The following is a 26,403-nucleotide window of genomic DNA, read 5'->3' on the forward strand; positions in this document are numbered from 1 at the left end:
GACGATATCCGCAGAGGAACCGCCTGCCATGTCCACCACTCCCGTTGTCTTCATCTCCCACGGCGCGCCCACGTTCGCACTCGATCCCGGTCTGCTCGGGCCCGCACTGCAACGCTTTGGCGCCGGCTTGATCGATATCCGTGCGGTACTCGTCGTCTCGCCCCACTGGCAGGCCCAGGGCCTGACCGTGATGACCGGTGAGCGGCCGGCCACGTTGCACGACTTCCGCGGTTTCCCCGAGGCGCTGTATCGCCTGCAATACCCGGCTCCGGGCGCGCCCGACGTCGCGAGGGAGACGGCCGTGCTGCTGCAAGAGGCGGGCTATACGGTGCACGCCGATGCGACGCGTCCGCGGGATCACGGCGCCTGGTCGCCGCTGCGCTTCCTGTTACCCGCCGCCACGCTGCCCGTTTTCCAGCTCGCCATGCCGTACGACCTCGACGCCGCCGGTGCGCTCGCGCTGGGTCGTGCGCTGCGTCCCCTGCGCGATCGCGGCGTGCTGATCGTCGGCTCGGGCAGCGTCACGCATAACCTCTACGACATCCGCATGACGGCAGATGTCGCGCCGTATGCTCAGGCCTTCGCGGACTGGACGAGCAAACGCCTCGTCGCGCGCGATGCGGGTGCACTCGAAGACTATCGGCGGATCGCTCCGTCCGCCGAGCGCGCGCATCCGACGGAAGAACATTATCTGCCCTTGCTCGTGGCTTTCGGCGCCAGCGACGAGGCCGACCGGTTCGAGGTGCTGCACGGCGGAATGACCTACGGCGTGTTGTCGATGGATTCGTATGCATGGAGCGCCGCGACGTAACCGGACTGGACACACATCATCGATGTCAGTCGCTTCGTGCGATCGCCGGCAGCGGACGTCTGGATGGCAGACCGCCCCCTGCCGGAAGTCATGCATTGTTCTGACTGGACCGTTTTGTCAGACTCGATGAACCGTCCCTGAAATAGGCTTCGCCCGATGCGAACCCCGCGCCCTGCCCTCCACTCTGTCAGGACCGCGCTGTCGGTCGGCCTGGCGTCCTGCTGTCTGGCTCTGATCGCGGCCCCTGTTGCCGCACAGCAGACGACGCTCACGCCGGAACAGAAGGCGACCATCGCCAAGCGCATCGAGACCGAGCAGCAGCTCGAGGACATCGCCGTCGTCGACCGCAAGGTGATGGTGAAGATGCGCGACGGCAAGCGCATGGCGGCGGACGTCTATCGTCCGAAGAACGCGACCGGTAAGGTGCCGACGATCTTCGTCCGCACTCCCTACAACTTCAATTTCTGGGACGTGAAGCTCGGCGCGCCGCGCGACATGACGCGTCAGCTCGCCGCCGTGAAGCGCGGCTACGCGTATGTCGACATGAACGAGCGTGGCCACTACTTCTCCGAAGGCAATTACGACATCCTCGGCGCGCCGCTCAGTGACGGCGTCGACGCTGTGCGCTGGATGACCTCGCAGCCGTGGTCCAACGGCAAGGTCGGCACCACGGGCTGCTCGTCCACCGCGGAGTGGCAGATGGCCGTGGTGGCCGAGAACGAGCCAGGTCTGGCCACGTTCAACGTCCAGGGCTTCGGTGCGGGCGTCGGTCGCGTCGGCCCCTACTACGAGCAGGGCAACTGGTACCGCGGCGGTGCGGTGCAGATGCTGTTCCAGGCCTGGATCTACGGTGAGCAGAACCAGGTGCGCCCGATGTTTCCGGCGAACACCTCGCAGGCCGATCTGATCCGTGCATCGAAGGCCTTCGACCTCGACCCGCAGATGCCGCCGGTGGACTGGGACCAGGCGTTCTGGCACCTGCCGGAAAAAGACATCCTCAAGGCGGTCGACGGCCCGAAGGGCATCTTCGCCGATGTGATGGACGTGCCGACCGGCGGCAACATGATCGCGCGCACGCCCAACAGTCCCGCCTGGTACAAGGGCGGTCTGTGGCACGAGAACATGAAGATCAACAAGCCGGGCCTGTGGTTCATGAGCTGGTTCGACGTGTCCGTGTCGCCCAACCTGGCCGCGTACAACCACGTGCGTGCCACGGCGCCGAAGGAGATCGCGGACGAGCAGTACGCGGTGATCGCGCCGGTGCTGCATTGCGCATTCAGCCGCGCGACCGAGCACACCATGATCGGCGACCTCGACGTCGGCGATGCGCGCTTCGATTACGACAGCCTGGTCTACGGCTGGTTCGACAAGTTCCTCAAGGGCGTCGACAGCCCCGTCGTCGATAAGCAGCCCAAGGTCATGTACTACGTCATGGGCGAGAACAAGTGGCACAACGCGACCATGTGGCCACCGGCGAACGCGACCACGCGAGATCTGTTCTTTACCAGCGGCGGCAAGGCCAACACGCTTTACGGCGACGGCAAGCTGGTCACGGCGGCGGGAGGCACCGATCAGCCGGACCACTTCCTCTACGATCCGATGAACCCGGTGACGACACTGGGCGGTGGCGGTTGCTGCCAGGGCAATGCCGTGAAGTTCGGCTCGTTCGACCAGAACCCGCAGCTCACGCGTAACGACATCCTCGTCTACGACTCCGAGCCGTTCAAGGAAGGCACGGAAGTCAGCGGTCCGATCACCGTGACGCTGTATGTGTCGTCCGATGCGAAAGATACCGACTTCACCTTCAAGGTGATGGACGTCGGCACCGACGGCAAGGCCTTCAACCTGACCGAAAACATCCAGCGCATGCGTTACCGCGAGGGCTACGACAAGCCGCCGGTGTGGATGAAGGATGGCGAGGTGTACAAGGTGACGTTCCAGCCGATCGACACCAGCAATTTCTTCTATCTGGGACACAAGCTGCGTGTGGCGATTTCGAGCAGCAACTTCCCGCGCTTCGACCGCAACCTGAATACGGGTGGGAACAACTTCGATGAGACCAGCGGCGTGATCGCGCATAACGCGGTGCACCACGACGCGGCACACCCGTCGAAGATCACGTTCACGGTCGTGCCGCGGTAAGCGGCGTGTCGCGATCCACGTAGGAGCGCGCCTCGCGCGCGATGGGGCACGATCGAAACGTCCAATCGCGCGCGTCGCGCTCCTACGATTTCAGATGGCCTTGCAGGTCGGCGACATCTTTGCCCCGTCGCGGGTCACGCACTGCGCAAATCCACCGGGCAAGCCATCCACCCGCCGCTCTTCGCGCACCGCGAGCACGAAGCTCCGCAGCGGCTTATCCCCGTCGAACACCGTGTAATGACACTGCCCCGAATCGCTCGCTTCGCAGGCGAAACGCGCGCGTCCCATGCGCACCTCCGTTCGGCTGTCCAGGTTCACGTGGCCGTTTTCCTTCGCGGTCACCACCATGATGCGGTTCTGCGAGTCCGTGCAACCGGCAAGATTCAGAAAGCAGTAAAAAATCGCGAGGAACCATCGCATGACGTTCTCCTTCGTCACATGGCCCGGAAGATGGCCATGAAGGGCTGACTGACGCTCAGCGTTTCGGGACGACCGCGCAGGCGAAGACAGCCTTTACCGCTGTCGTCTCGCTCTACCGATGCCACCTGGCGCAGATTGACGATCGTGGAGCGGTGGATTTGCCGGAACGTCCTGGCATCCAGCTGACGCAGCAGGTCGCGGATCGGCCTCGTAAGCAAGGCATCGCCCTCCGCGGTAGCCACCAGCGTGTATTTGTTGTCCGCGCGGAAATAGATCACGTCGTCGACGAGAATCAGACGCGTGGCCTTCCCCGCTCCTGCGGTGATCCAGGTCAGCGGCTCATCGGTGGGCTCATCGAAACGGCCGATCAGATCCTTCGCCAGGTCGCCCGTGCGGCGTGAATGACGCTCCGCTTCGGCGAGCCGGCTGCGCAGGCGTCTCACGGTCTGCACCAGTCGATCCGCCACCACCGGCTTCAACAGGTAATCGACCGCGCCACGTTCGAAGGCATCGACGGCATACTGGTCATACGCGGTCACGAACACGACGAGCGTCGTCGGGCTGGCATCCGCCGCCGCCGCCGCGACTTCCATGCCGGTAAGACCCGGCATTCGGATATCGAGAAAAGCGACGTCGGGACGGTGCGTCGCGATGGCATCCAGCGCTTCGCCGCCATCTCCGCAGACCGCCACGATGTCCAGGTCCGGCCATGCCTGTGCCAGTTCACGCTGAAGCGCGGCGGCGAGCAGCTTCTCGTCTTCGGCCACGATGCACTTAGGCACGGTCGTTCACTCCCCGGGCCGGCAGCATGATGGTCGCCGCGACGCCGTGCGGAAAATTGTTGCCGATAGCGAACGTGGCCAGGGCACCGTAGGTCAGGCGCAGCCGTTCACGCAGATTCTTCAGGCCGATACCGGTGCCCGAGCCTTCGCTGCGGAAGCCGACGCCATCGTCGGCCACGGTGAGCGACAGCGAGGGGCCATCCAGCGTCGCGCGGATCCAGATGCCGCCGCCACCGGGCTTCGGCTCGAGCCCGTGCTTGATCGCGTTTTCCACCAGCGTCTGCAGCATCATCGACGGCATCGGCGTATCAGCGATAGGTGCCGGGACATCGACATGCACGGTGAGGCGCTCGCCCATGCGCAGCTTCATGATCTCCAGCCACGCCGTGGAACGTTCGAGCTCCTGCGCCAGCGTCGAGAGCGAACCATCGGTGCGCGGAAGCGAGCGACGCAGGTAATCGATGAGATGGCCCAGCATGCGATCGGCGCGCGCCGGGTCGGTACGGACGAGCTCCTGGGCACTGGCCAACGTGTTGTAGAGGAAGTGCGGTTCGACCTGCGCCTGCAGCAGTCCCAGCTGCGCCGCGGTCAGTTCCTTCTCCATCGTGGTCTGGCGCACGTCGGCGCGCTCGCGGTTACGACGTTCGGCCAGTCGCTGGGTCAAGGCGCGGACCAGGGTCTCCACGTACTCGAGCGAGGCGCCCCGATCGGGATTGAACCAGTCGCTCCAGGCACCGGCATCCGGCTCACAGACGAACATGACGCTGCATGATCCGTCGGCGGGCGTGATGGTCGCCGAGATGCGCGTCTGGACGTCCATCGGCAGCCGGGGCATCTGGCGCCCACGAAGACGTGGCCGCTCGTGCTCCGGTCCGCGAATGACGGCGCGCACCTGCAGGCCGCCGCGGGCCGCCGCGACCTCGTGAACGTCAGGCAGATCGCGCACCACGCTTTCGACGAGGGCGTAGGCCTCGTCGGCGGGATGAGGTACCTCGACACGGCGGCGCTGACGGTTCGACAACGTCTCCGCATCGATACGGCCGGCAATGGTCCGCACGCGATAGAGATGCGTGACGCCCCTCCCGAGTGCGATCAGCACACCGACGAACCACAGAAAGGTGAAGATCCATGGCAGCTCGCCATGGTTCCAGCCGAGCGCGTTCCACACGACGAGCATGACGCACCATGCCGCGACCCACGCCACCGCGATGCGCCCCAGAAATCTGACACTCCTGCCCCATGCCATCGCAGCCACCCGCGTCCTGAAAGTGCGGCGAGCATACGACGCTCCCGGCGCCCGGTGAGGGCCGATCCGACGAAACCGGCCATGGGCCGACGAAACCACGCTCCCGCGCCGCAGCATGACCTTGGCTGCGCGATGGGCCATGCTCGGGAAACGGCCCGGCGGTGGGGATCGCTGGCCAAGACAATGACAAAGGGGTTAACGCATGGCTTTGTTGCTCGTCGTTTTCGCTGTCGCTGTTCTCGCCATCTTCCTCGGCATCAACATGCTGCCGAAGAATCACCCCGCCAACTGGCTGCTCGGCATCGTCGGAGGCGCCTGCCTCGTCCTTGCCTGGTACGCCATCTTCCGTCCGATGCTGATCGCATCCGGCGGTGGCGACCCCTCGCTCGTCGCGGTCGGACTCACCGCCGCGGGCATCGTGTCCTGCGTGCTCGGTCTGGTGTGTCTGGGCGTATGCGTATGGCGCGATCCGGCACGCTTCTGGGTGCTGTCCATCGTTTTCATCGGCGTCATCGGCGCCACGCAGGTCACTGCCCTGGCGTGATCAGGATGGCAGGCGCGATCCGCCCGCGCAGTGGTATCCGCGGGCGGAGAGCAACGCGTTGCCGTCGACGATGCGCAGTTCGGCCGGCGCGCCGAAGGGAAGCGTGACCTTGTCCGGCCCGTGGCCGAAATGCAGACCGCGTACGAGCGGGGTCTCGGCAATGTCCGCGAAACGCTCGAGTGCGTGTTCCATGTCGTAGCCGTTGTCGTACTCGCTGATGCGCTGGCCGCCCAGGCCACCGATCAATATCGCCGACTGCCGGTCGATGACGCCACTCAGCTTCAGCTCGTAGAGCATCCGCTCGATGCGAAACGCCTGTTCGCCGCTCTCCTCGATATAGAGGATGCCGCCCTCGATGTCGGGCAGATAAGCCGTACCGGTGAGGCTGCACAGGGACGAGAGGTTACCGCCCCATAACGTGCCGCTGGCGCGCAGGTCGGTCTGGGTATCCGGGCACAGCCACTCGAAATCCGCACGCGGCGAGAGCACCGTGAGCCAGAACTGCCGCCAAGTCGTCTCGCGCAGGTAATCGGCGCCGAAGTCCGGCACGAGCATGGGCCCATGGAACGAGCTGATTCCGCTACAGGCCAGCAGGGCGCACTGCAGCACCGTGAACTCGCCGTGGCCGACGAAGGCGCACTGCTCGTCGGCAAAGCGCTCCCGCAACCCGGTGTAGTCGAGGCGATCCAGCAGCGGCACGGCACCGTAGCCACCACAGGTGGCCATGACGATGTCCGGGAGCGCCCGCCCCGCATCGGCCAGGCGATTGATCTCCGACGCGCGCTCGGCATCGCTCCCGGCGAAACGCAGCGAGACGCGGTCGAGCACATCGGTGCCCAGAATGGTATGGCCTGCGGCCTGGAGACGTTCGATCCCGCGCTGACCAGCAGCGCGGTCTTCCGCATAACCAGAGGGTGCGATGAGCCGTATATCGAGTCGTTTCGGCATATGAAGCAAAGTATGGACGCCCATACCAATACCCCTACGCCGACCGGAAGGCAACCCGGAGTTGGACGGACCGCCTCTGTCCGACGCTTACCCCTCCGTCACCAGCCGTCGTACTCCTCGGCAACCGTGAGGTCTTCCGCCGGTGCGCTTCGGGTCAGTGTCTCGCGTGGCTGCTCGCCAAAGACGCTGCGGTATTTCTCAGCGAAGCGAGACAGATCCCACATGCCGCAGCTCAATGCCACCGACTTGACCGAACGACGGCCGGCCTCCGCGGTAACCAGACTGCGATGGGCCGTACACAGCCGTAGCATCGCCAGATAGCGGTTGGGCGGGATACCGAGCAGGTCGTCGAAGGCGTAGCGCAAGCCGCGCTCACTGGCCCCTGCCGCCTGACAGAGCTCCTGCGAGTAGATATCGCGGCGCAGGTTAGCCCGCATGAAACGTTCCGCCCGCCGCATGACCTGATAGTGCGCCCGCCGTCCGCGCGAGGCCACCGGGCGGTCTTCCGGGGACGAACCGAGTGCGACACGGATGTGCTCGTCGAGGAGATCCTCGACCGGACCGAAAGCCAGGTCGTCGGACTCACGCAACCTGTCGGCGATTTGCCTGTAAGCCCGCTTGAGATGATCGGAGTTGACCGAAAACAGACGCAGTCGCTGGGCCGCCATGTCGACGTCGGCATGGTCGGAGGCGAGGAACCGGGAGCGGAACCGTGCGTACGGGGCCACGACCAGGGTAAAGCGCGTGCCTCGCTCGAACATGAAATCTGTCGGTGTTCCCCTGAGCAGGGTCACCGCCATTTCCGATTCCACGCTGATGCCCTGGCACCAGCTTCGTTCACCTGCCTCGTGCAGGTATACGAGCATGCAGGCATCTTCAGGAACGGTCAGTGTCCCGCGCACGTCGAAGTCCAGGTGCGCGGTGACATAGGTGACACCGTCATGCGACTTCGAGGACAGCGCGGCGCGAGGTCGCGCCGGACTCAGAGTGAGAAGATCGACGTCGCATACGCCCAGGGCGGCGCCCAGCGTCACCAGGTCGTAATCCTCGAGCCCCTGTACATCGGAAGGACGATTCATGTGCGGTCCTCCCAGCGATTCATCGTAGCCATACGTCTACACCCCCACCGTCCCGGGGACAGGCACTCTGCCTGTCCGCAGCATCTCCCTAGCCAATCGCCCTCACACATTCGAGTGAGACGACGTCAGACCGTATAACTACTCATGTAAGGCAAGAAATGCTAGTGGTGTGTGAATTTGCCGAATAGGCCTAACGTTCACTCAAGCATTTGATGAAATTGGCAAAAGTGCCGCCTGAGCCAGGCCTGCGACGACGCCCAGCGAGGGGTCCCCATGCACCACCGCCACGCCGGGGAAGCTGGCGCCCACCCGTGCGCGCACCTGTGGTGAACGCGAGGTGCCGCCGGTCAGGAAAACGCTGCGAGGCGCCTCGTCCAGGTCCGCACTTGCCTCGCTAAGCAAACGCGCCACGCGATCGAGGAAGTCCTCGGAAGCGGCGTCGAAATCCGCCGACACCGCATGGATCGCCAAGCCTGGCTCGATGAAGTCCAGCGAGGCCGTTGTGGAGTCGCTGGCCGACAACCCGATCTTTACCCGCTCCGCCGACTGGTTCAGGCGCGTCGTCGAGCCCGTGCCCTGCAGTGCCTGCAGGCGCGAGCGGAACGGCTCATCGACGAAGCGGTAGTCCTGTTTGCGGAACTCGCGCTGCTTGGGCAGGTTGTGCACGCTGGCCGCTTCGACGAAGTGGTGCACGGGAACGCCGGTGGTGTCCTTGCCGAACAGAGGCATGAAGCTGTGCAGGCTCACGCCGACATCCAGATCGGTACCCCCGCGCGGCAAGCCCCAACTGCGATGCATGACCGGCGTCTCGCCCGCGCCCAGCTCGGCATAAGCCACGTCGGTGGTACCGCCGCCGATGTCGACGATGATGGCCCTCTGCCGCTCCGGCAGGGACAGGTGGTAATGCATGGCCGCCGCCGCGGGCTCCTCGAGAAACGAGACCTCGTCGAAGCCGGCGATGCCCGCCGCCTCGCGCAGGATCGAGAGCGCCTGCTCGCCACCCGCCGCGCCCATCGAACTGCGGAATTCCACGGGGCGACCGATCACGGCCGCCCGTACCGGGGTGCCGAACTGGCGGGTCGCCACCAGGCGGACGTGCTCGAGAATGTGCGCCGCGATGCTGACGATCGTCTTGCGGACACGGGGATCCAGCTTATAGCCGAACATCGACTTGGGCGATTCGATCAGGTTGCCTGTGCCTTCTTCGAGGTAGGCCTCGACCGCCTCCTCGCCGAACAGGGCGTCCTGGAAGCTGGCCACCGATGCCGAGGCCTCCCGGGTCCGCTCCTCCATCCACTGGCGGCGGACCACACGGATCGCGTCGCGGCGCAGATCGCCTTCCGGGCGAGGGGTACGCCCTGACTGGCGTTCATCCGCACGCGAGGCGCGCACGAAAGCGTCCACCTGGGCCTCGAGGGCCGGCGTCAGCACGAAGTCGTCGATATTCGGGACGACCTCGGGGAAGAACACGGCGGTGCGAAATTGCTGGGCGTCGCCGAAGCGGACCAGTTCGAGCTGGCCGTCGACGACCGCGGCGGCGGCCGAGTAGCTGGTGCCGAAGTCGATGCCGATGCGCATGTAGGCGTTTCCGGACAGGAAAACCGTCCATTATGACCATGCTTGAGGCCGGGCGACAGGGCCGGCGATGCGGCTACACTCGGGGACCACCTCATCCACAAGGGTATGCCCGCCGATGCGTCGACTCGCTCTCGCCTGCCTGACCGCCCTGACCCTGGCGGCCTGCCAGTCCCACGACGAAGACAAGACCGCCGCGGCACCCGCGCCGGGCCCGGCCAGGGTGTCCACCTCACCGCCCCCGCCGTTGCCCGCCGTCGCAAACGAACACCACGATTTCAGCCCGGAGATCACGGCTGGCGACTTCGCGTCTCACCTGCGCACGATATCCTCGGACGAGTACGACGGCCGCAAGCCGGGCACGCTGGGCGAGCGCCTGACCACCAACTACATCGTCGAGCAGTTCAAGCGCATGGGCGTCGAGCCCGGCAACAAGGGCGACTGGCTGCAGACCGTGCCCGCGGTCTCCACGGCGTTGAACGACCAGGACACCCTGAAGCTCGATGTCGCCGAGGGCGGCGCCCGGGAGGACTTCGCCTTCGGCAAGGACATGGTCGTGGGCACGCTCCAGGCCAGGGCCGACGTGGAACTGAAGGATTCGGACATGGTTTTCGTCGGCTACGGCGTCAACGCGCCGGAGGCCCAGTGGAACGACTTCGACGGCGTCGACGTGAAGGGCAAGACCGTCGTCATCCTGGTCAACGACCCGGGCTGGAACGGCAACGACCCCAGGCTCTTCAAGGGTCGCGAGATGACCTACTACGGCCGCTGGACATACAAGTTCGAAGAGGCCGCACGTCAGGGTGCCGCCGCCGCGTTCATCGTCCACCAGACCGAGCCGGCCGCCTACGGCTGGAACGTGGTGCAGAGTGGCTGGACCATGCCGCGTCTGGATCTGCCCGAGAGCGAGGCGCCGGGCCCCCGACTGCCCGTGGCCGGCTGGCTCACGCATGAGGCCGCACAACGACTGTTCGCGAAGGCGGGCAAGAATTTCGACGACCTCGCAAAACAGGCCGACGTACGCGGTTTCAAGGCCGTGCCACTGGACGCGAAGGCGAACATCCACCTCAGCAGCACCATCTCGCATTCGCTCAGCAACAACGTGATCGGCATGATCAAGGGCAGCGAGAAGCCCGACGAAGCCGTTGTCTACACCGCGCACTGGGATCACCTTGGCCACGATCCATCGTTGAAGGGGCACCAGATCTACAACGGCGCTATCGACAACGGCACCGGCATCGCCGCCATGCTCGAGATCGCCGGCAAGTTCGCGCAGGAGAAGCCGAAGCGCACCGTCGTGTTCGCGGCGGTGACGATGGAGGAATCGGGTCTGCTGGGCTCTCAGTTCTACGTCGCCCACCCGCCCTTCCCACTCGCGAAAACGGTCGCCGACATCAACATGGACGCGCTGCCGGTCACGGGAGCCACGAAGGACATGGAAGTGACCGGCTTGGGTCAGGGCACGCTGGAAGACATCTTCGCGGATGTGCTGAAAGCCGATGGCCGTGTCGTCAGTGGTGACGCCACGCCCGAGAAGGGCCACTACTTCCGCTCGGATCACTTCAACTTCGCCAAGGCCGGCGTACCCGCCCTGGCCGCCGGTGGTGGCATCGACATGGTCCAGGGCGGCAAGCCCGCGGGTGAAGCGGCCGCCGAGGATTACACGAAGAATCACTACCACCAGCCCACCGACGTGTACGACATGCGCTGGAACTTCGACGGCGTGATCCAGAACGTCAAGGCGTATTACGCGCTGGGCGAAAAGCTGGCCGACAGCGATGTATGGCCGGAGTGGAAGGAAGGCAGCGAGTTCAAGGCGATACGCGAAAAATCGCTGGCGGCAGGTACCAAAAAGAAATAACAAGGTAGGAGCGCGCCCTACCCCGCGCGGTAGGAGCGCGCCCTGCGCGCGAAAAGCCTACGCAGCGAAAAAGCGGCACCCCTTCACCGCTGCGACGGCTTCTCGCGCGCAAGGCGCGCTCCTACAATCATGCGCTCCTACCGTCAGTAATTGACCTGCAGCTGCACCCTCAGCAGCTGCCCGTCGATCCGCCGGTACGGCGCCGCACTCACGTCGGTACGGCGCATGTTCGCCCACGCCACCGCCAGTTCCACGGCGCTCGACGGCTGCCACTCCACGCCCAGCTCCGTCTCGTCCACCGACATCTTCGGCGCGTTGTTATCGAACTTGGCCGCGCCGCGATACGTCTGCCATTTCGCGTAGGGAATCAGCGATCCATAGGCATCGCCATCGAACTTGTACATCACCTGCGCATAGCCGCCCCGCAAGGACTTCGTCCGGACGGTGCGGCTGGCCACATCGAGTTCCGGCCCCTTTCCGACCGTCCACTCCGCCTGAAAACCGAACGGCTGCGGGTAATACACCACGTGCGCGGCGACGCGCCGATCCGTCGAACCCGCTTCGGGCGCGTCGACCACCGGCGTGAACGTGCGGCCATCGATCGTCGCCGACGCGGTGCTCACCTTGTAGCGACCCGAATACGCATCCGCGCCGACTTCGAGGAACTGCCCGTTGGCGAACTTGAACGGATACGAGAAGTGGATGACCGAGTGCAGCTGGTCGTTGCGATCCGGTCGGTTGGCGCCCTGCCCGTTATAGACGCCGATACCGAAGACACCGTAATCGCCGGAGCCCTTGAGGCCTGACTTGACCAGGTACGCGTAGCGCTCCTTGATCTCCTTCGGCGTCCAGTAGAAGAACACGCCCAGGTCACGCTCGTCGCGTACGCCGGAGTTGAGCGCGTCCGCGCGATCCAGCGCCAGACGATTCTGGCTCGACTGCAGGTCTTCCCAGCCGTACGGAATCTTCGACTGACCCGCGCGGATGCGGAAGGTCTTGTCCTTGTCGAGCCAGAGGTCCGCGTAGGCATCGCGCAACTGAGCAAAGTTGCCCGTGCTCGAGCCCGACGGCGTGCTGGCGAGGTCCGGCTGGATGTAGATCGACATCTTGTCGGTGACATCGCCGCTGATCACCACACGGGCGCGGCGGATGCCAAAGCCCTGTTCGCGGCCGATGTAGCGATCGCCGGGCGACTTCAGGTCCTTCGCGTCATCGCCGAGTTCCTGGTTGTAGCGCATCTGCACGTAGCCGCGGATCCCGATCTTGTCGTACCAGGCTTTCGACGACGAAGCCGGCTTTGCGGCACTCGCCACGCTTGCCGACGCCGACGCGGCTCCACGTGGAGCGGCGATCCCCGCGTCCGCGACAGCGGGCGCCGTGACGGCGGCAGGCGCCGGGTTGTCGCTGACCTGGGCGAACTTGCCCAGACGCGTGCGACCCGGGCCGGGTTCCGCAAAGATCTGGCGGGTCTCCGAGTCCACATACAACTCGATGGCTGCCTGAGGCACGCCCTCGGCGGCCGCGGTTCCGCACATGGTCCAGAAGGCGGCGGCAAGGGGAAGTCTCTTCATACCAGCGTGCTCCGAAAGTATTGAGAAAAACCTCAAACGTCGTCGATCATGACGTTTAATGGTTATAAACACCGACAAGGCGTCGGACGGGGCGCAAGGTATCGAGCCCTCGTTTCACTTCCGTGACAGCCCGCGATTTCGTGACGCGGCAGTAAGTTTTTGCAATGCAACGCTTTCGTCATGACAGCGTCACAGGGGATAATTTGCGGGTTCGGGCCCCGCCAGGGGATTTGGCACCGTACGAACGGTTCGTACGTTGGCGAGGCTCGTTTTCCCACCCAAGTACCCCCACCCAGGCGGAAACCAACACCATGTCCCATGCCAGCACGCGCCGCATGCCGCGTCGCCTCGCCATTGCCCTGAGTATCGCCACCGTCCTTGCGGCCGGTTCGAGCTTCGCCCAGGACGCCACGCCCACCAGCCAGGCCCCCGGCAAAACCAAGTCGGCCACACTTGAGACGATCAACGTCACCGCCGAAAAGCGCACCGAAGACCTGCAGAAGGTGCCCATCTCGATGACGGTGGTCACGGCCGAAAAACTCGAGTCGTTCGGCCAGGCCGGTGACGGCGTGCTGCAGCTCGCTTCGCGCGCGCCGAGCGTCTATGCCGAGACTTCTTACGGTCGCGAGTTCCCGCGCTTCTATATTCGCGGTCTGGGCAACAGCGACTTCGACCTCAACGCGTCGCAGCCGGTGTCGATGGTTTACGACGACATCGTCCAGGAAAACCCGATTCTCAAGGGTTTCCCGCTGTTCGATCTGGAGCAGGTCGAAGTACTGCGCGGCCCGCAGGGCACCCTGTTCGGCCGTAACTCGCCGGCTGGCGTGATCAAGTTCGAGTCGCGCAAGCCGACGCAGGAAACCGAAGGCTACGCCCGCGTGTCTTATGGCTCGTACGGCACGGCCAACGCGGAAGCCGCTCTCGGCGGCAAGCTCAGCTCCAGCTGGTCGGGCCGCGTCTCCGCACTCGCGCAGCACCGGGACGGCTGGATCGACAACGACTACAAGGGCAAGAAGGACGACCTCGGCGGTTACAACGATCGCGCGGTCCGCCTGCAGGCGCTTTACAAGGCGACCGAAGATTTCGACGCCCTGATCAACGTCCACGCCCGCTGGCTCGACGGCAGCGCGATGGTCAACCGCGCCAACGCGATCACCCCCGGCGGCGATCAGTTCGTGCCCGGCTTTGATCGCGACTCCGTCTCGCAGGACGGCAACAACAAGCAGCACCTTTTCACCTGGGGCAGCAACCTGCACCTGAACTGGCACTTCGGCGACCTCAACTTCGCGTCGATCACGGGCCTCGAGCGCGCGACCACGTACAGCCTCGGCGACGTCGACGGCGGCTACGACGCCTCCGAAACCCCTGCCCGGAGCAGCTTCACGAACCGCACCACTCCGTTCTTCTCGGAAACGGCCGACGCCCTGCCGAAGGACCGCCAGATCACTCAGGAATTCCGCCTGTCGAACGACGCGTCGGATCGCCTGAAGTGGCAGGTCGGCACGTACTACTTCGACGAAGACATCGCGATCAGCAACTTCTCGTACGACACGCTCAACAACCACGTGCTCAACGGCTGGGTGGATCAGAGCCAGCGCACGAAGGCCTGGGCGGTGTTCGGCTCGGCGGACTTCAACTTCACCGATACGTTCGACGTACGCGCCGGTGCGCGCTGGTCGCACGACAAGCGTGAGTTCAAGGCGGAGCGCTTCCTCGGCTTCACGGGCCCGGTGGGTCCGCTGACCTCCGATCCGACCGATGCGCGCTGGAGCGGCGACCTGACCGGGACGTGGCAGCTGTCGAAGAACGCCAACGTTTATGCTCGCGTGGCCAACGGTTTCCGTGCGCCCAGCGTGCAGGGCCGGATCAACTTCGCCAACAGCATCTCGACGGCCAAGCCGGAGACGATCACCTCGTACGAAGTGGGCTTCAAGTCGACCACGGACGACCAGAAGCTGCGCTTCAACGCGGACGTCTACAAGTACAACATGCACAACCAGCAGCTGACGGCCGTCGGCGGCGCGACCAACGTCACGCAGCTGATCAATGCGAAAAAAACCGAAGGCTACGGTGCCGAGTTCGATCTCGAGGCTTACCTGACCCCGCAGTTCTACATGACCGCCGGCGGCAGCTATAACCACACCGAACTGAAGGACCGCGATCTCGCCGTCGCACCCTGCGGTGGCGGCTGCACCGTGCTCGACCCGCTCAACCTGTCGGGCAATGCGCTGATCAACGGCAACGCGCTGCCCAATGCCCCGAAGTGGATCGGCACCTGGACCGCGCGCTATGGCATCCCGTACGGCGAGAGCGGCGAGTTCTTCGTCTACACCGACTGGAACTACCGCAGCGAAGTGAACTTCTTCCTGTACGACTCGGCGGAGTTCAAGAGCAAGCCGTTCCTGGAAGGCGGTATCCGTGTCGGTTACAACTGGGACTTCGGCAAGCGTGAAGTCGCGTTCTATGGCCGCAACATCACCAACAAGAAGGTGATCACCGGCGGCATCGACTTCAATAACCGCACGGCGTTCGTCAACGACCCGCGGATTATCGGTGTGGAGTTCCGCGCGGAGCTGTAAGGCTTCGGGCGGCATCGTTCGGCTGACGGCCGGCTCTCTTGGAGCCGGCCGTTTTCGTATGTGAACCGCGAGCAGGGCTCCCGCTAAACCTTTTGAGAAAACCCTGCATCAGAAGGGGTGCCTGCCGACGCACCGCACCAGCACAGCGCGGCACGGCCATTCGGCCTAGGCCATAAGTCATATGGAAATTAACGAAATTTCCGTTGACGACTAAAAATCTGGTGTTATAGTTCACTACAACACCGGTCACCCACAGCACCACAGGAGCATACGTCATGAAATCGCCGAACTACATCGCCCTCGCCGCTTCATTCGCCATCGCCGTCGCCAGCCTGGCCGTCTTCAGCAGCACGTCGACGACCGCCGCGCCGCTGGCTGTGATCAACGGCACCAAGGTCACGAACATGGCCCCCGTCGTCGTTTACGCCGACACCGGCGCCACCGTCGCCGCCCTCTAACCTCAACACCTGCACGGCAAAGCCCGCAGCACGTCATCGGAGTCGTCCCATGAAAGCGCCGAATCTCATCGCACTGACCGCCTCTGTACTCATCGCCGGAACCAGCGTGTTCGCCCTGCGCTCCTTCGATGACCGTGCTGCCGCCATGATTGCCGCACCCCATTTCGTCAACGGCGTTCGCGTCGTCGACCTGCCCGCCCTGGAAGTCCGCCCCACCGCCGCCGATGTGCGCGAAGCGGCTCTGGGTAGCGAAGCCAGCCTCGATTCGGCCGCCGCCGCGCTCAAGCGCGGCGCGGAGGATCGCGCCGCCGCCCTTATCGGCGCGCAGCTGGCCATGCCCTACTATTCGTTTGGAAATGCACTGCGCCGCACGGCGAAGGATTGAACTACATGTCCATCACCTGGAACGACAGCGTCCCGATCTACCGCCAGCTGCGCGAACGCGTGGTGGCGATGATTCTGGACGGCGCCTTGAGTGAGGGCGACCCGCTGCCGTCGGTACGCCAGGTCGCGGGGGATTTTCAGATCAACCCGCTGACCGTTTCGAAGGCGTATCAGGAGCTGGTCGACGAACAACTGGTTGAGAAACGGAGGGGTCTTGGCATGTTCGTGATTGACGGAGCGCGCGACGCGCTGCTTAAAAGTGAGAGAGAGCGCTTCCTGCGCGAAGAGTGGCCGGCGCTGTTCGCCCGCCTCCAGCGCATGGGCCTCGACCTGAAAACCCTGATGCGTGAAGCCCATGGCTCCACAGAGGATCCGTCATGACCGCGGTCGTTACCGCCACCGGCCTGACCAAGCGCTTCAAGTCGTCCCTTGCGCTGGATGGCGCCTCCTTCCAGATCGGTTCGGGCCGCATCGTCGGCCTGATCGGCCCGAACGGCGCCGGCAAGACCACGGCGCTCAAGGCGATCCTTGGCCTGACCACCTTCGACGGCGAGCTCAACGTGCTCGGCCTCGACCCCCGCAAGGATCGCGGCAAGCTGATGGAACAGGTCTGCTTCATTGCTGACGTCGCGGTGCTGCCGCGCTGGCTCAAGGTGGGTGACGCGGTGGACTTCGTCGCCAATACGCACCCCCGGTTCGACCGCAAGAAGTGCGACGCCTTCCTGGCCCGCACCAAACTGCAGCCGGGGCAGAAGGTGAAGCAGCTGTCCAAGGGCATGATCGTCCAGTTGCACCTCGCACTGGTGATGTCGATCGACGCGAAGCTGCTGGTCCTGGACGAGCCGACACTGGGCCTGGACATCCTCTATCGCAAGCAGTTCTACCAGAGCCTTCTGGAAGACTACTTCGACGAAGAGAAAACCATCCTGGTGACGACCCACCAGGTCGAGGAAATCGAACACATCCTCACCGACCTGATGTTCATCCGCGACGGCAAGATCGTGCTCGATACGGACATGGACAGCCTGGGCGAGCGCTTCGCTGAAGTTCTGGTCGGCGCCGAACATGCTCCCGCCGCACGCGCCCTGCAACCCCTGGATGAACGCCAGGTGTTCGGCAAGAGCATCTTTCTCTTCGACAACGTCAACCGGCTGAAGCTGGAAGAGCTGGGCGAGGTACGACGTCCGTCGATCGGCGACCTCTTCGTCGCCACCATGAAGGGCACTTACGCATGAAAACCTTCTACTGGATGGTCAAGCGCGAATTCTGGGAGCACAAGGGCGGGTTTTTCTGGGCCCCGGTGATCACCGGCATCGTTTTCCTCGTGCTCAACACCATGGGCATCGCCGTGGGCGAAGTGTTCGGCCGCAGCAGCAAGTGGGGCGGCTTCAAGTTCGACCAGATGCACTTCCAGGGCGGCATGGACGCGGATCAGCTACGCAATGCCGGGGCGGCCGTCGACATCATGTTGTACGCCGTGGCTGGCATCGTGCTCGCGGTCACCGCCATCGTGATTTTCTTCTACTGCCTTGGCGCGCTGTACGACGACCGACGCGACCGCAGCATCCTGTTCTGGAAGTCGCTGCCGCTGTCCGATACGTCCACCGTGCTGTCGAAGGTGGCGAGTGCCGCGCTGGTCGCCCCGGTCATTTCCATCGTGGTCGGCGTGGTCGTGGGTCTTTGCCTGGCGATGGTGCTGGCGGTGGTCGGGTCCCTGCATGGCCTGGGCATCTGGCGCCTGCTGATGGAGGCTCACCCGATTCAGGTCGTGCTGAAGCTGGTGCTGCTGATCCCGCTGTATGCGATCTGGGCGCTGCCCACCATCGGCTGGCTGCTGCTCTGCTCCGCCTGGGCTCGTGGCAAGCCGTTCCTCTGGGCGATCGCCCTGCCCCTCGGTGCCGGCGTGATCGTCAGCTGGTTCGGCCTGATGGGGCTGGCCGGTCTGGAAAGTGGCTGGTTCTGGAAGAATATCGTGGGCCGCCTGCTGGGCAGCCTGGCTCCCGGTGGATGGGTCGGCAATGCGTCCCCCATGATCGTCCCCGGTCACGACAACCCGGCCGACCTGCTCGAAAGCCTGGATCTGGCCTACCACTACAGCGCGCTGGCCAGCCCCTCGCTCTGGATCGGAGCCGCGGCGGGTGTGGCGATGATCGCCGGCGCCATCTGGTTCCGCCGATGGCGCGACGACAGCTGATCCATGCACCAGGCAGCGGCCCCTTCGGGGGCCGTTTGCTTTCAGGCGCCGCTGATGACCGCCGCCCATGTACGAGGCGCTTTCCGATTCGTGCGCCAGCGCACGGGAATACGCTGGATGGCGGGTTGCGAGCCATCGGCACGGACGCTACAACAACGTAACGAAGCGCCCGGCGTGGGGACCGCCGCATCGTATCGACCCAGCCAAGGGATTCGGATATGACGGCAGTGGAAACTGAAAGCGAGGCGCTGGCCCGGCGGCGCTCCGAGGCCGGCGTGGCCAGCGGCGAGCCCGTCATCGGACTGGCGTTGTCGGGCGGCGGCATTCGCAGCGCGACGTTCTGCCTGGGTCTGCTGCGTGCGCTGGCGCGTAACAAGGTGCTGCACCGGTTCGACTATCTGTCCACCGTCTCGGGCGGCGGCTACATCGGGTCGGCACTGGGCCGATTGTTTCATGCCGGTGCGCATGGCGACGCCGCCTCAGTGGAAGCCGGCGTCGCCAATGACCGGTCGTTGTTCCTGTGGTGGCTACGCAACAACGGTCGCTTTCTCGCACCGGCCGGGGCTCGCGACCTGCTGCAGGCGTTTTCCAGCCAGCTTCGCGGCTTTCTCGCCACGCAGGCGGAGGTCCTGGTGCTGATGATGCTGGTCGCCTGCGCGGTCACCCTTCCTCACCTCGCCTATTCGTGGTTCGTCCCCCTCACACAAAACGTACCCCTGGCCGTCAGCCTCTGGTGGTGGCTTTTACCCGTTCCGCTGGCGGGTGTGCTTACGGCTTGCTACGGGTACTGGTTCCTCGGAAAGGAAACGGGTAGCGGGATAGCGACCGCTCTGATCGCCGCCGGCGTCGGCATGTACCTCGGACACTGGGCCTACACGGCTCAGGGCGGAGCCACGCCGGCCTCGTTCGACCAGATTCTGCTGGGCACCGCGGCCTTCCTCCTGCTACCCGCGCCACTCGCATGGCTCTGCGCACGGGTCAGTGGCCTGCGAAGAAAAGAAGAAGCCAACCGCGTGCGTTACACGACGGCGCTGGCGATGTGCCTGAGGGCGCTTGCCGCGGTCTTCGCCCTCGGCGCATTCGACATGCTCAGCTGGTACCTGAAGGTCTGGCTCGTCGCGGCACTGAGCGGGAACGCGACGGGTCACGTCGCCGCTGGCGTCGGAATCACCACGCTGCTGATGAGCCTCGCGCGCTACCTCATGCCCATGCTGCAAGACGGCGGTAAAGGCGGCATGGTGAAGATCTCGTGGGGTGTCGTGGCGAACGTGCTGGGTATCGCCCTGACGCTGGCCCTCACGCTGTTCTGGACGACGATTTTCCAGACGCTGATCTTTCCTGCGAAGGATGATCCACTCAGCATCCTCCTGCGCAATGCGTATGCGCGGTGGGCATGGGTGGCGATCGTCAGCGCCATCTACATCCTGCTCAACGGACGGGCCCTGCAACAGCTCAATCGATCGTCGCTGCACTACTTCTACCGTTCGCGCATCGCACGGGCGTATGTTTCCGTCGGCAATGTCGCGAGTGACGGGGCGGCCAGCCCGCGATTCCCGGCCAGCCCGCTCGTGGACAACACGCGCGAACTCACCGAAGAAGTGACCAAGGTCACCCGGCTGCTGGATGGCGACGACCCTGCAATGACAAGCTACACGCCACATCGCTTCGGCGGCCCCATTCATCTGGTCAACTGTTGCATCAATCAGACGGTGGACGACCGCACGGGTACCTATAACGCGGATCGCAAAGGCGTCAGCCTGACCGTGAGCGCGCTCGGTGTGGAAACGGGAACCCGCGGGCCCGTGGCCGGATCGGAGGCGCTTCTCGAGCACACCACACTGGCCGAATGGATCGCGATTTCGGGCGCGGCCGTGGGCTCGGGCATGGGATCATTGACCCGGCCTGGCACGGCGGCGATGTCCTTTCTGAGTGGCCTCCGCCTCGGCTACTGGCAGGCCAACCTCACGGTCGGTTACGTACGCGGGCGAGCATGGTTCGCCAAATACCGCGCGATGCTGGCGGAGATGTTCGCGCGCTTTCCCGGCCTGCGCAGCCGTGACTGGTATCTGTCCGACGGTGGCCAGTTCGACAACACCGGCGTCTACGCGCTGCTCAAACGACGCCTCTCGCTCATCGTGCTGGCCGACTGTGGCGCCGATCCCGATTTCCGCTTTGCGGATGTCGAGAATCTGGTGCGCAAGGCGCGCATCGACTACGACGCAACGATCGCGTTCGTGGATCCCGACCAGCTGGCGCCGGCGGCCGGCCCGCTCGCGGCGTTGTTCGGCTCGCCGAACACCCTCGAAGCCGCACCGGGCGACGCCCACCTGATGCTGGCCCGCATCACCTATGTCGATGGCACGCGTGGAACGCTGCTGGTGGTCAAACCACGCCTACCCACCGACCTGCCGCTGGACGTCGCCGGCTACGCCGGCAGCGACAGCAGCTTCCCCCAGCAAAGTACGACCAACCTGTTCTACAGCGAAGCCCAGTGGGAGAGTTATTGCGAACTCGGTGCGCTGCTTGGCGCGCCGGTCGATGCCGCCATGCTGCGCCACGCCGGCGACTGGGCATGGAGCACACCGGTCCTCGGCGCGAACTGCGCCACGCTCTCTCCGGCGGCGACGCCAATGACCCGTGGACAGCGACTGGCTACCACCGTCGGTACCGGCATCGGCGTGGGCGCCCTGCTGACCGCCCTGCTCGCCGGATGGCAGGCGTGGGATGCCCATTCGCAGCAACGCCTGTCCCTGCAAGCGGAAAGCGCGAATCTGGCCCGTCAGCTCAACAGCGATACCCGTCTGCTCATCGATTACCTGTCCACGCCCACCGTCAAGGGCGGCGAATTCGACAGCGAGATGGACGCGCAGGTAAACATGCTCACCGCGGTGATCGGTGGCCTGACCTTATCGGACGAGCAAAAGCGCGTTTTCCAGGATGTGAGCGACCTGCTGCAGCCTATATGCCTCCGCACATCGGATGCCGGACTCTCGACCCAGTGCAGCCGCCAGGCGTTCGCCCTGAGCGCCGACGGGATGGCGTCGAAAGGCGACTGGGACCGGGCCATGGACGACTATCAGGCCTGGCGTGACGCAGAGCGAGACGCCGTGTTGCAGGCCCGACGCGATGCCGAAGTGCTCGCCCGCACGCCGCCGGCGACGCAAGCCTCGACGCCCGGGGCAGCCTCCGCACAACCGACGAGTGCCGTCACCGGCACGGTTGCGAGCGCGCCGCCACCGGCCGCGCCTGCGCCGTCGCGCGCCCCGCCGTCGGTCGGACTCCGCGACGCGGCGATCAAGGCCTGCGGCAGCGCACGCCAGCCTTTCATGCTCTATACGCAGATCTACGAGGAAAGCCAGCGCATGATCGTGCTGCGCGAACTCGCGGCGGTGCGCCAGCTCGGCATCGTGGCGGCGGGCGTCGAGAACGTCACCGAGACGGCCAGACGTGACGGTCGCCACGGCCCGTTCGAATGGAAGACGCCAACCCTCCTCTATGCACCCGATGGCAAGGACTGCGCCACTGCACTCGTGAACTGGGCGAACGCGACCATGCCTTCGCTCACGCACAATCCCGCGCGGGCCGTGCCGCTGCCGATCGGCACGGGTAGCGCGAATGTTCTCGAACTGTGGGTGCCGCGGCCGCTGGCCGCGCGGTGATCCGTGCGAAGCTGGCCGATCGTCGAAACGTCGAGCGTCAGAAGGACAGCTCCAGCCCGACAGTCACACTGCGACTCGGAGCCGGCTGGCGGCCCCACGGGCTGGTATCGATTCCCCTGTACCAGTACCGCTTGTCAAAAAGGTTGTTTACTGCGAGCGATCCCGTCAGCACCGACGTGCCACGCGTCATCAGCACCTGCGTCCACTGCGCGTTCCATACGGCGTAGGAAGGAAGCTGACCGACCGAGGCGATGGCGTTCTCCGTGCGCGTATTGGCCGCGTCGGTGTACGCGCTGCTGAAGTAATAGCCGGACAACGCGACCGTTGTATGACCCCGTGTATACGAAGCGCCGAGATTGACCTGGTTACGCGAGGTGTATGGCACACGAAGGCCTTCGTACAGACCGGATTTCTGCTCGGCGTCGAGGTAGGCATAGCCTGCGGTGAGCTTCAGACCGTCCAGCACTTCAGGTGACCAGGCGACATCCGCCTCGAGGCCCTGATGCACGGTCTTGCCGATATTGCCGTAGGTACGCGTGGTGTTGTCGAGCTGGATCTGCTTATCGAAGTCGATCCGGTAGACGTCGGCGTGGATCGCCGTGCGCGCGGATGGGTTGAACCGCGCACCGAGCTCGTAATTCCATGCGAGTTCGGAATCGAGGTTATCGCCGAACACGATCTGGGTCACCTGCGGCGCGCGCAGGGAGCGCTGCGCATCTGCGTAGACGTACCAGCGCTCGGATGCCTTGAAGCCCAGGGTCAGGCCGGGCAGCCAGTTGCGCACGTTGTTGGTGAACGACACACCGTTGGCGCGATTGAGATAGGTCGCGTCGAGGTGCTCGTAACGCACACCCGGGGTCACGGTGAAGCGATCGTCCGCGAAGCCGATGGCGTCGCTGAGGTAACCCGCCCAGGCGCGGTCGCGGAACTGCCAGTCGCGGACGAGCGTGTAGACGCCGTTATCCAGGCCCGTGTTCCCCACGAGAAAATCGATATTCTCGTGGACGGCACGGGCGCCCACGGTGATCTGCTGGGTCACCGGCCCATCGACGTGCAGACTGAACTGGGGTTGCGTGCCGTAGACCTTGAAGCCGCGCGGTGCACTCTGCAGCAACTGCGGCGGCAGATCGGGGCGCCAGGTCTCGGTGGCGAGACGACGCATGCCCACGATGAAGTTGCGCTCGCTGTCCGCGCTGAAGTTGGTCCAGCTGAACTTCGAGCTGTCGAAGGCCCACCATGCACCCAGGTCCTGCTCATACGTCAGCGAGGCACGCGTGGTGGTGCCATGGAAGCGATCGAGCGGACGTGTGGCCTGCCGCGGGTCGTCAAGGTAATCGGCGACAGACAGTGCACCGGCCATATCCATGCGCGCCACGTAGCGCTGCACATCGGCCTTCACTACCTTGTCGTCCGCGATCCACCATTCGGTCCGCAGACGTACGTTTTTCACGTCGGTGCCGCTGTGTCCGCGAAAGTATTCGCCTTTGAGGTAATCGGCGTCGAGCTGCATGCCGAAGTTCGGCGTGAGGTAGCCACCTGTCGATACCGACGTGTCGCGGAGCATCTGGCCACGGCCGTAAGCGGTGATCTTCTCGCCGACGGTCGTCGTCCAGCCCTCCGGGATCGGCTTGCTGACGAAGTTGATCACGCCGCCGACGTTGTTCGGGCCGTACTGCACCGCCGCGCCGCCACGCACGATGTCGATGCGGTCGATCTGGTTCATGGTGACCGGGAACAGCGAGAGGCTGGTCTGTCCGTAGGGCGCAAGCGAGAGCGGAATGCCATCGAGCAGCGCCTGAACGCGACCGCTGCGGCTTTCATAGAGACCACGCAGAGCGATCTGGGGCAGTACGCCGGTACCGGTCTCGTCGAAGATCTTCACACCGGGAACGCGCTGCAAGGCATCGTCAAGAGACCGGTTCGCACCTGTCGACAGCGCTTCGCGGTCGATGACCTGGCGGCTGCCCGCATACGTCCTGACGTCTTCCACGCGCGACGCGCCCAGCACGCTGCCCGTCACGACGACCGGGTCGAGCTTGCGTGTCTTGTCCGTCGCCGTGTCCTGCGTGGTGTCCTGCGCCGCCGCGGCTTGCGCGGCGAGCGCGAGGGCCAGGGCGAAAACGATCTGGCGCTGGCGGATGCGGTCCTTCATGTAGCGTTTCCGTTGGAGAAGAGAGAAGTCGGACGTCGCGCAGCCCGGCGACGCGGTTGCGCGAGGCGACCTGAAGCAATCCGCGGTTTTCGCCGCAGGAACCACGGACAACGTGGAGCCGGGAGCGAGTTCGGAATGCCGGTCTGACGCCTCATTGCGTCCTGTCGCATCGATGGTGAAGCGACTACGACGAACGATAATGCGAATTATTATCAATAACAAGGGGTGCCGATCGCACGTGCAAGGCGGGAATGAGCGATGCAGCCGCGTCGTCGGGAGAGGTGGCGATCTACCGTGCCAGACCCACGTGTAGGAGCGCGCCCTGCGCGCGATCCGGCGTCGTCCGGCGTCGTCCGGCGTCGTCCGGCGTCGTCCGGCGTCGTCCGGCGTCGTCCGACGTCTATCGCGCGCAGGGCGCGCTCCTACCTTAATTCCGTTGGGCTGACCTGGCGGGTCAACCGCCTCCGCCACCGCCGCCGTGGATCCCGCCCTTGGTCAGTGCCGCCGGATCGAGCAGCTTGGCCAGCTCGGCTTTGCTGAGCCCCGTGGTTTCGAGCGCCACATCCATGATCGGACGCTTTTCCTTGTAAGCCTGCTTGGCGGTCGCGGCGCCCTTCTCGTAACCGATCACCGGATTGAGTGCGGTAACCAGAATCGGATTCTTGTCCAGGGCTTCGCGGATGTGCTCCTGGTTGACCTTGAAGCCAGCGATCGCCTTGTCGGCGAGCAGCGTCGTCACGTTGGCCAGGATCTCGATCGACTGCAGCAGGTTGTAGGCGATGACGGGCAGCATGACGTTGAGCTGGAAGTTGCCCGACTGACCCGCGATCGCGATGGTCGCGTCATTGCCGATGACCTGAGCGGCGACCATCGCGGCGGCCTCGGGGATCACCGGATTGACCTTGCCCGGCATGATCGACGAACCCGGCTGCAACGCCGGCAGCTCGATTTCACCCAGGCCGGCCAACGGACCGGAATTCATCCAGCGCAGGTCGTTGGCGATTTTCATCACCGCGACGGCGAGCGTGCGCAGCTGGCCCGACAGTTCGACCGGTGCGTCCTGTGCCGCCATGCCGGCAAAGTAATTTTCCGAGGACTCGAATTTCAGCCCCGTGAGCTTCGACAGCTCCGTCGCCACGGCCGGGCCGAACTTCGGATCGGCATTGATGCCGGTGCCCACCGCGCTGCCGCCCTGCGGCAGGCGGCGTGTACGTTTCAGGGTGTCGGTAAGGCGCTCGGCGGCATCGCCGATCTGCGCCGACCACCCCGAAAGCTCCTGACCGAAGGTGATCGGCATCGCATCCATCAGATGCGTGCGGCCGGTCTTCACCACTTTCCTCAGTTCCTTCGCCCGGCCGTCGATCACCTTGCGCAAATGCTTCAGCGCGGGCAGCAGCTTCTCGCTGGTCGCCAGCGTTGCGCTGACCAGGATGGCCGTCGGAATGACATCGTTGGAGCTCTGCCCCGCGTTGACGTGATCGTTCGGGTGAACCGTGCTCCCTGCCGCCTCGGCCAGGTGTGCGATCACCTCGTTGGCATTCATGTTCGAGCTGGTGCCCGAGCCGGTCTGGAAGACGTCGATCGGGAAGTGCTCGTCGACCTCACCGGCTGCCACGCGCTCGGCGGCGGCGCGGATGGCCTTGGCGGACGCTTTGTCGAGGTGACCCAGCTTGACGTTGGCCTCGGCGGCGGCCGATTTGATCAGGCCCAGTGCGCGGATGAACTCGCGCGGCAGGGTGAGGCCGGAGACAGGGAAATTGTCCACCGCGCGCTGGGTCTGGGCCCCGTAGAGGGCTTTGGCAGGGACCTTCAACTCACCCATGCTGTCACGTTCGGTGCGGAACCTTGTCATGCGGGAAGCTCCTGTGGGGATTCCCTTACATTAAGCCTCGCAAGCACCCATCGCCAGCCGTCTGGCTCCCGTCGGGCCGCCGCTAAGCGGTAGAGGCCCGTTCTGGCGGGAGCCCGCCTCATCGCCGTTCGCGGTAACCGGACCCC

The 26,403-nt window shown here is 64.8% G+C and carries 20 protein-coding genes; 11 read left to right on the top strand and 9 right to left on the bottom strand.

Annotated elements, in window-relative coordinates; translation table 11 throughout:
- Positions 1-28: 28 nt before the first annotated feature.
- A complete protein-coding gene (locus tag B5X73_RS05890) occupies positions 29-811 on the top strand; it encodes a dioxygenase family protein (protein ID WP_079520942.1) in 783 nt (260 codons plus the stop codon).
- 156 nt (positions 812-967) lie between these two features.
- Positions 968-2,953, top strand: a complete 1,986-nt coding sequence (locus tag B5X73_RS05895) for a CocE/NonD family hydrolase (protein WP_079520943.1) — start codon at positions 968-970, stop codon at positions 2,951-2,953.
- Between the two features lie 90 nt (positions 2,954-3,043).
- Here the strand turns inward: B5X73_RS05895 and B5X73_RS05900 are convergent, their stop codons facing one another.
- Genes B5X73_RS05900 through B5X73_RS05910 form a run of 3 tightly spaced genes read right to left on the bottom strand, consistent with a single transcriptional unit; the run spans position 3,044 to position 5,401 of the window.
- A complete protein-coding gene (locus B5X73_RS05900) occupies positions 3,044-3,373 on the bottom strand; it encodes a hypothetical protein (RefSeq protein ID WP_079520944.1) in 330 nt (109 codons plus the stop codon).
- Positions 3,374-3,387: 14 nt separating this feature from the next.
- A complete protein-coding gene (locus B5X73_RS05905; RefSeq protein WP_079520945.1) occupies positions 3,388-4,155 on the bottom strand; it encodes a LytR/AlgR family response regulator transcription factor in 768 nt (255 codons plus the stop codon).
- Positions 4,148-5,401, bottom strand: coding sequence for a sensor histidine kinase (locus tag B5X73_RS05910; RefSeq protein ID WP_079520946.1), 1,254 nt, complete (start codon positions 5,399-5,401; stop codon positions 4,148-4,150). The genes B5X73_RS05905 and B5X73_RS05910 overlap by 8 nt, the downstream gene beginning before the upstream one ends.
- Positions 5,402-5,603: 202 nt before the next feature.
- Here B5X73_RS05910 and B5X73_RS05915 point away from each other — a divergent pair, with 202 nt between their 5' ends.
- Positions 5,604-5,945, top strand: coding sequence for a hypothetical protein (locus B5X73_RS05915; RefSeq protein ID WP_036112357.1), 342 nt, complete (start codon positions 5,604-5,606; stop codon positions 5,943-5,945).
- On the opposite strand, the gene B5X73_RS05920 is transcribed toward B5X73_RS05915, so the two are convergent.
- From B5X73_RS05920 to B5X73_RS05930, 3 genes are all read right to left on the bottom strand, one after another.
- Positions 5,946-6,917 carry an LD-carboxypeptidase gene (locus tag B5X73_RS05920; RefSeq protein WP_254857240.1) on the bottom strand — a complete coding sequence of 324 codons (972 nt, stop codon included), beginning with the start codon at positions 6,915-6,917 and terminating at the stop codon, positions 5,946-5,948.
- A gap of 74 nt (positions 6,918-6,991) precedes the next feature.
- The gene (locus B5X73_RS05925; protein WP_079520947.1) at positions 6,992-7,972 is read right to left on the bottom strand and encodes a helix-turn-helix domain-containing protein; all 981 of its coding nucleotides are present in this window, start codon (positions 7,970-7,972) and stop codon (positions 6,992-6,994) included.
- Positions 7,973-8,173: 201 nt separating this feature from the next.
- Positions 8,174-9,550 (bottom strand): Hsp70 family protein, encoded by a 1,377-nt coding sequence (locus B5X73_RS05930; RefSeq protein WP_079520948.1) that lies wholly within the window; start codon positions 9,548-9,550, stop codon positions 8,174-8,176.
- A gap of 115 nt (positions 9,551-9,665) precedes the next feature.
- Between B5X73_RS05930 and B5X73_RS05935 the strand changes: the two genes are divergently transcribed.
- The gene (locus tag B5X73_RS05935; RefSeq protein WP_079520949.1) at positions 9,666-11,408 is read left to right on the top strand and encodes a M28 family metallopeptidase; all 1,743 of its coding nucleotides are present in this window, start codon (positions 9,666-9,668) and stop codon (positions 11,406-11,408) included.
- 143 nt (positions 11,409-11,551) lie between these two features.
- On the opposite strand, the gene B5X73_RS05940 is transcribed toward B5X73_RS05935, so the two are convergent.
- A complete protein-coding gene (locus tag B5X73_RS05940; protein ID WP_217699744.1) occupies positions 11,552-12,943 on the bottom strand; it encodes a porin in 1,392 nt (463 codons plus the stop codon).
- Positions 12,944-13,290: 347 nt separating this feature from the next.
- Between B5X73_RS05940 and B5X73_RS05945 the strand changes: the two genes are divergently transcribed.
- The 7 genes from B5X73_RS05945 to B5X73_RS05975 all read left to right on the top strand — a co-directional run bounded on the left by B5X73_RS05945 (position 13,291) and on the right by B5X73_RS05975 (position 22,253).
- Positions 13,291-15,558, top strand: a complete 2,268-nt coding sequence (locus tag B5X73_RS05945) for a TonB-dependent receptor (protein WP_254857241.1) — start codon at positions 13,291-13,293, stop codon at positions 15,556-15,558.
- Positions 15,559-15,833: 275 nt separating this feature from the next.
- The gene (locus tag B5X73_RS05950; protein WP_079520951.1) at positions 15,834-16,016 is read left to right on the top strand and encodes a hypothetical protein; all 183 of its coding nucleotides are present in this window, start codon (positions 15,834-15,836) and stop codon (positions 16,014-16,016) included.
- 49 nt (positions 16,017-16,065) lie between these two features.
- Positions 16,066-16,401 carry a hypothetical protein gene (locus B5X73_RS05955; protein WP_079520952.1) on the top strand — a complete coding sequence of 112 codons (336 nt, stop codon included), beginning with the start codon at positions 16,066-16,068 and terminating at the stop codon, positions 16,399-16,401.
- A gap of 5 nt (positions 16,402-16,406) precedes the next feature.
- Entirely contained in the window at positions 16,407-16,781 is a 375-nt protein-coding gene (locus B5X73_RS05960; RefSeq protein WP_036112341.1) for a GntR family transcriptional regulator, read from the top strand.
- Positions 16,778-17,635 carry an ABC transporter ATP-binding protein gene (locus B5X73_RS05965; protein WP_036112339.1) on the top strand — a complete coding sequence of 286 codons (858 nt, stop codon included), beginning with the start codon at positions 16,778-16,780 and terminating at the stop codon, positions 17,633-17,635. The genes B5X73_RS05960 and B5X73_RS05965 overlap by 4 nt, the downstream gene beginning before the upstream one ends.
- Positions 17,632-18,594: a hypothetical protein gene (locus B5X73_RS05970; RefSeq protein WP_079520953.1), complete on the top strand. Its 963-nt coding sequence runs from the start codon at positions 17,632-17,634 to the stop codon at positions 18,592-18,594. Before B5X73_RS05965 ends, B5X73_RS05970 begins: the two co-directional genes overlap by 4 nt.
- A 218-nt stretch (positions 18,595-18,812) precedes the next feature.
- A complete protein-coding gene (locus B5X73_RS05975) occupies positions 18,813-22,253 on the top strand; it encodes a patatin-like phospholipase family protein (protein ID WP_079520954.1) in 3,441 nt (1,146 codons plus the stop codon).
- A 37-nt stretch (positions 22,254-22,290) separates the two neighbouring features.
- On the opposite strand, the gene B5X73_RS05980 is transcribed toward B5X73_RS05975, so the two are convergent.
- Positions 22,291-24,405 carry a TonB-dependent receptor family protein gene (locus B5X73_RS05980; protein WP_079520955.1) on the bottom strand — a complete coding sequence of 705 codons (2,115 nt, stop codon included), beginning with the start codon at positions 24,403-24,405 and terminating at the stop codon, positions 22,291-22,293.
- A 454-nt stretch (positions 24,406-24,859) separates the two neighbouring features.
- A complete protein-coding gene (locus B5X73_RS05985; RefSeq protein WP_079520956.1) occupies positions 24,860-26,257 on the bottom strand; it encodes a class II fumarate hydratase in 1,398 nt (465 codons plus the stop codon).
- Positions 26,258-26,403: the final 146 nt, after the last annotated feature.

It is taken from the genome of Luteibacter sp. 22Crub2.1 (assembly GCF_900167995.1).
GTDB classification, from domain to species: domain Bacteria; phylum Pseudomonadota; class Gammaproteobacteria; order Xanthomonadales; family Rhodanobacteraceae; genus Luteibacter; species Luteibacter mycovicinus.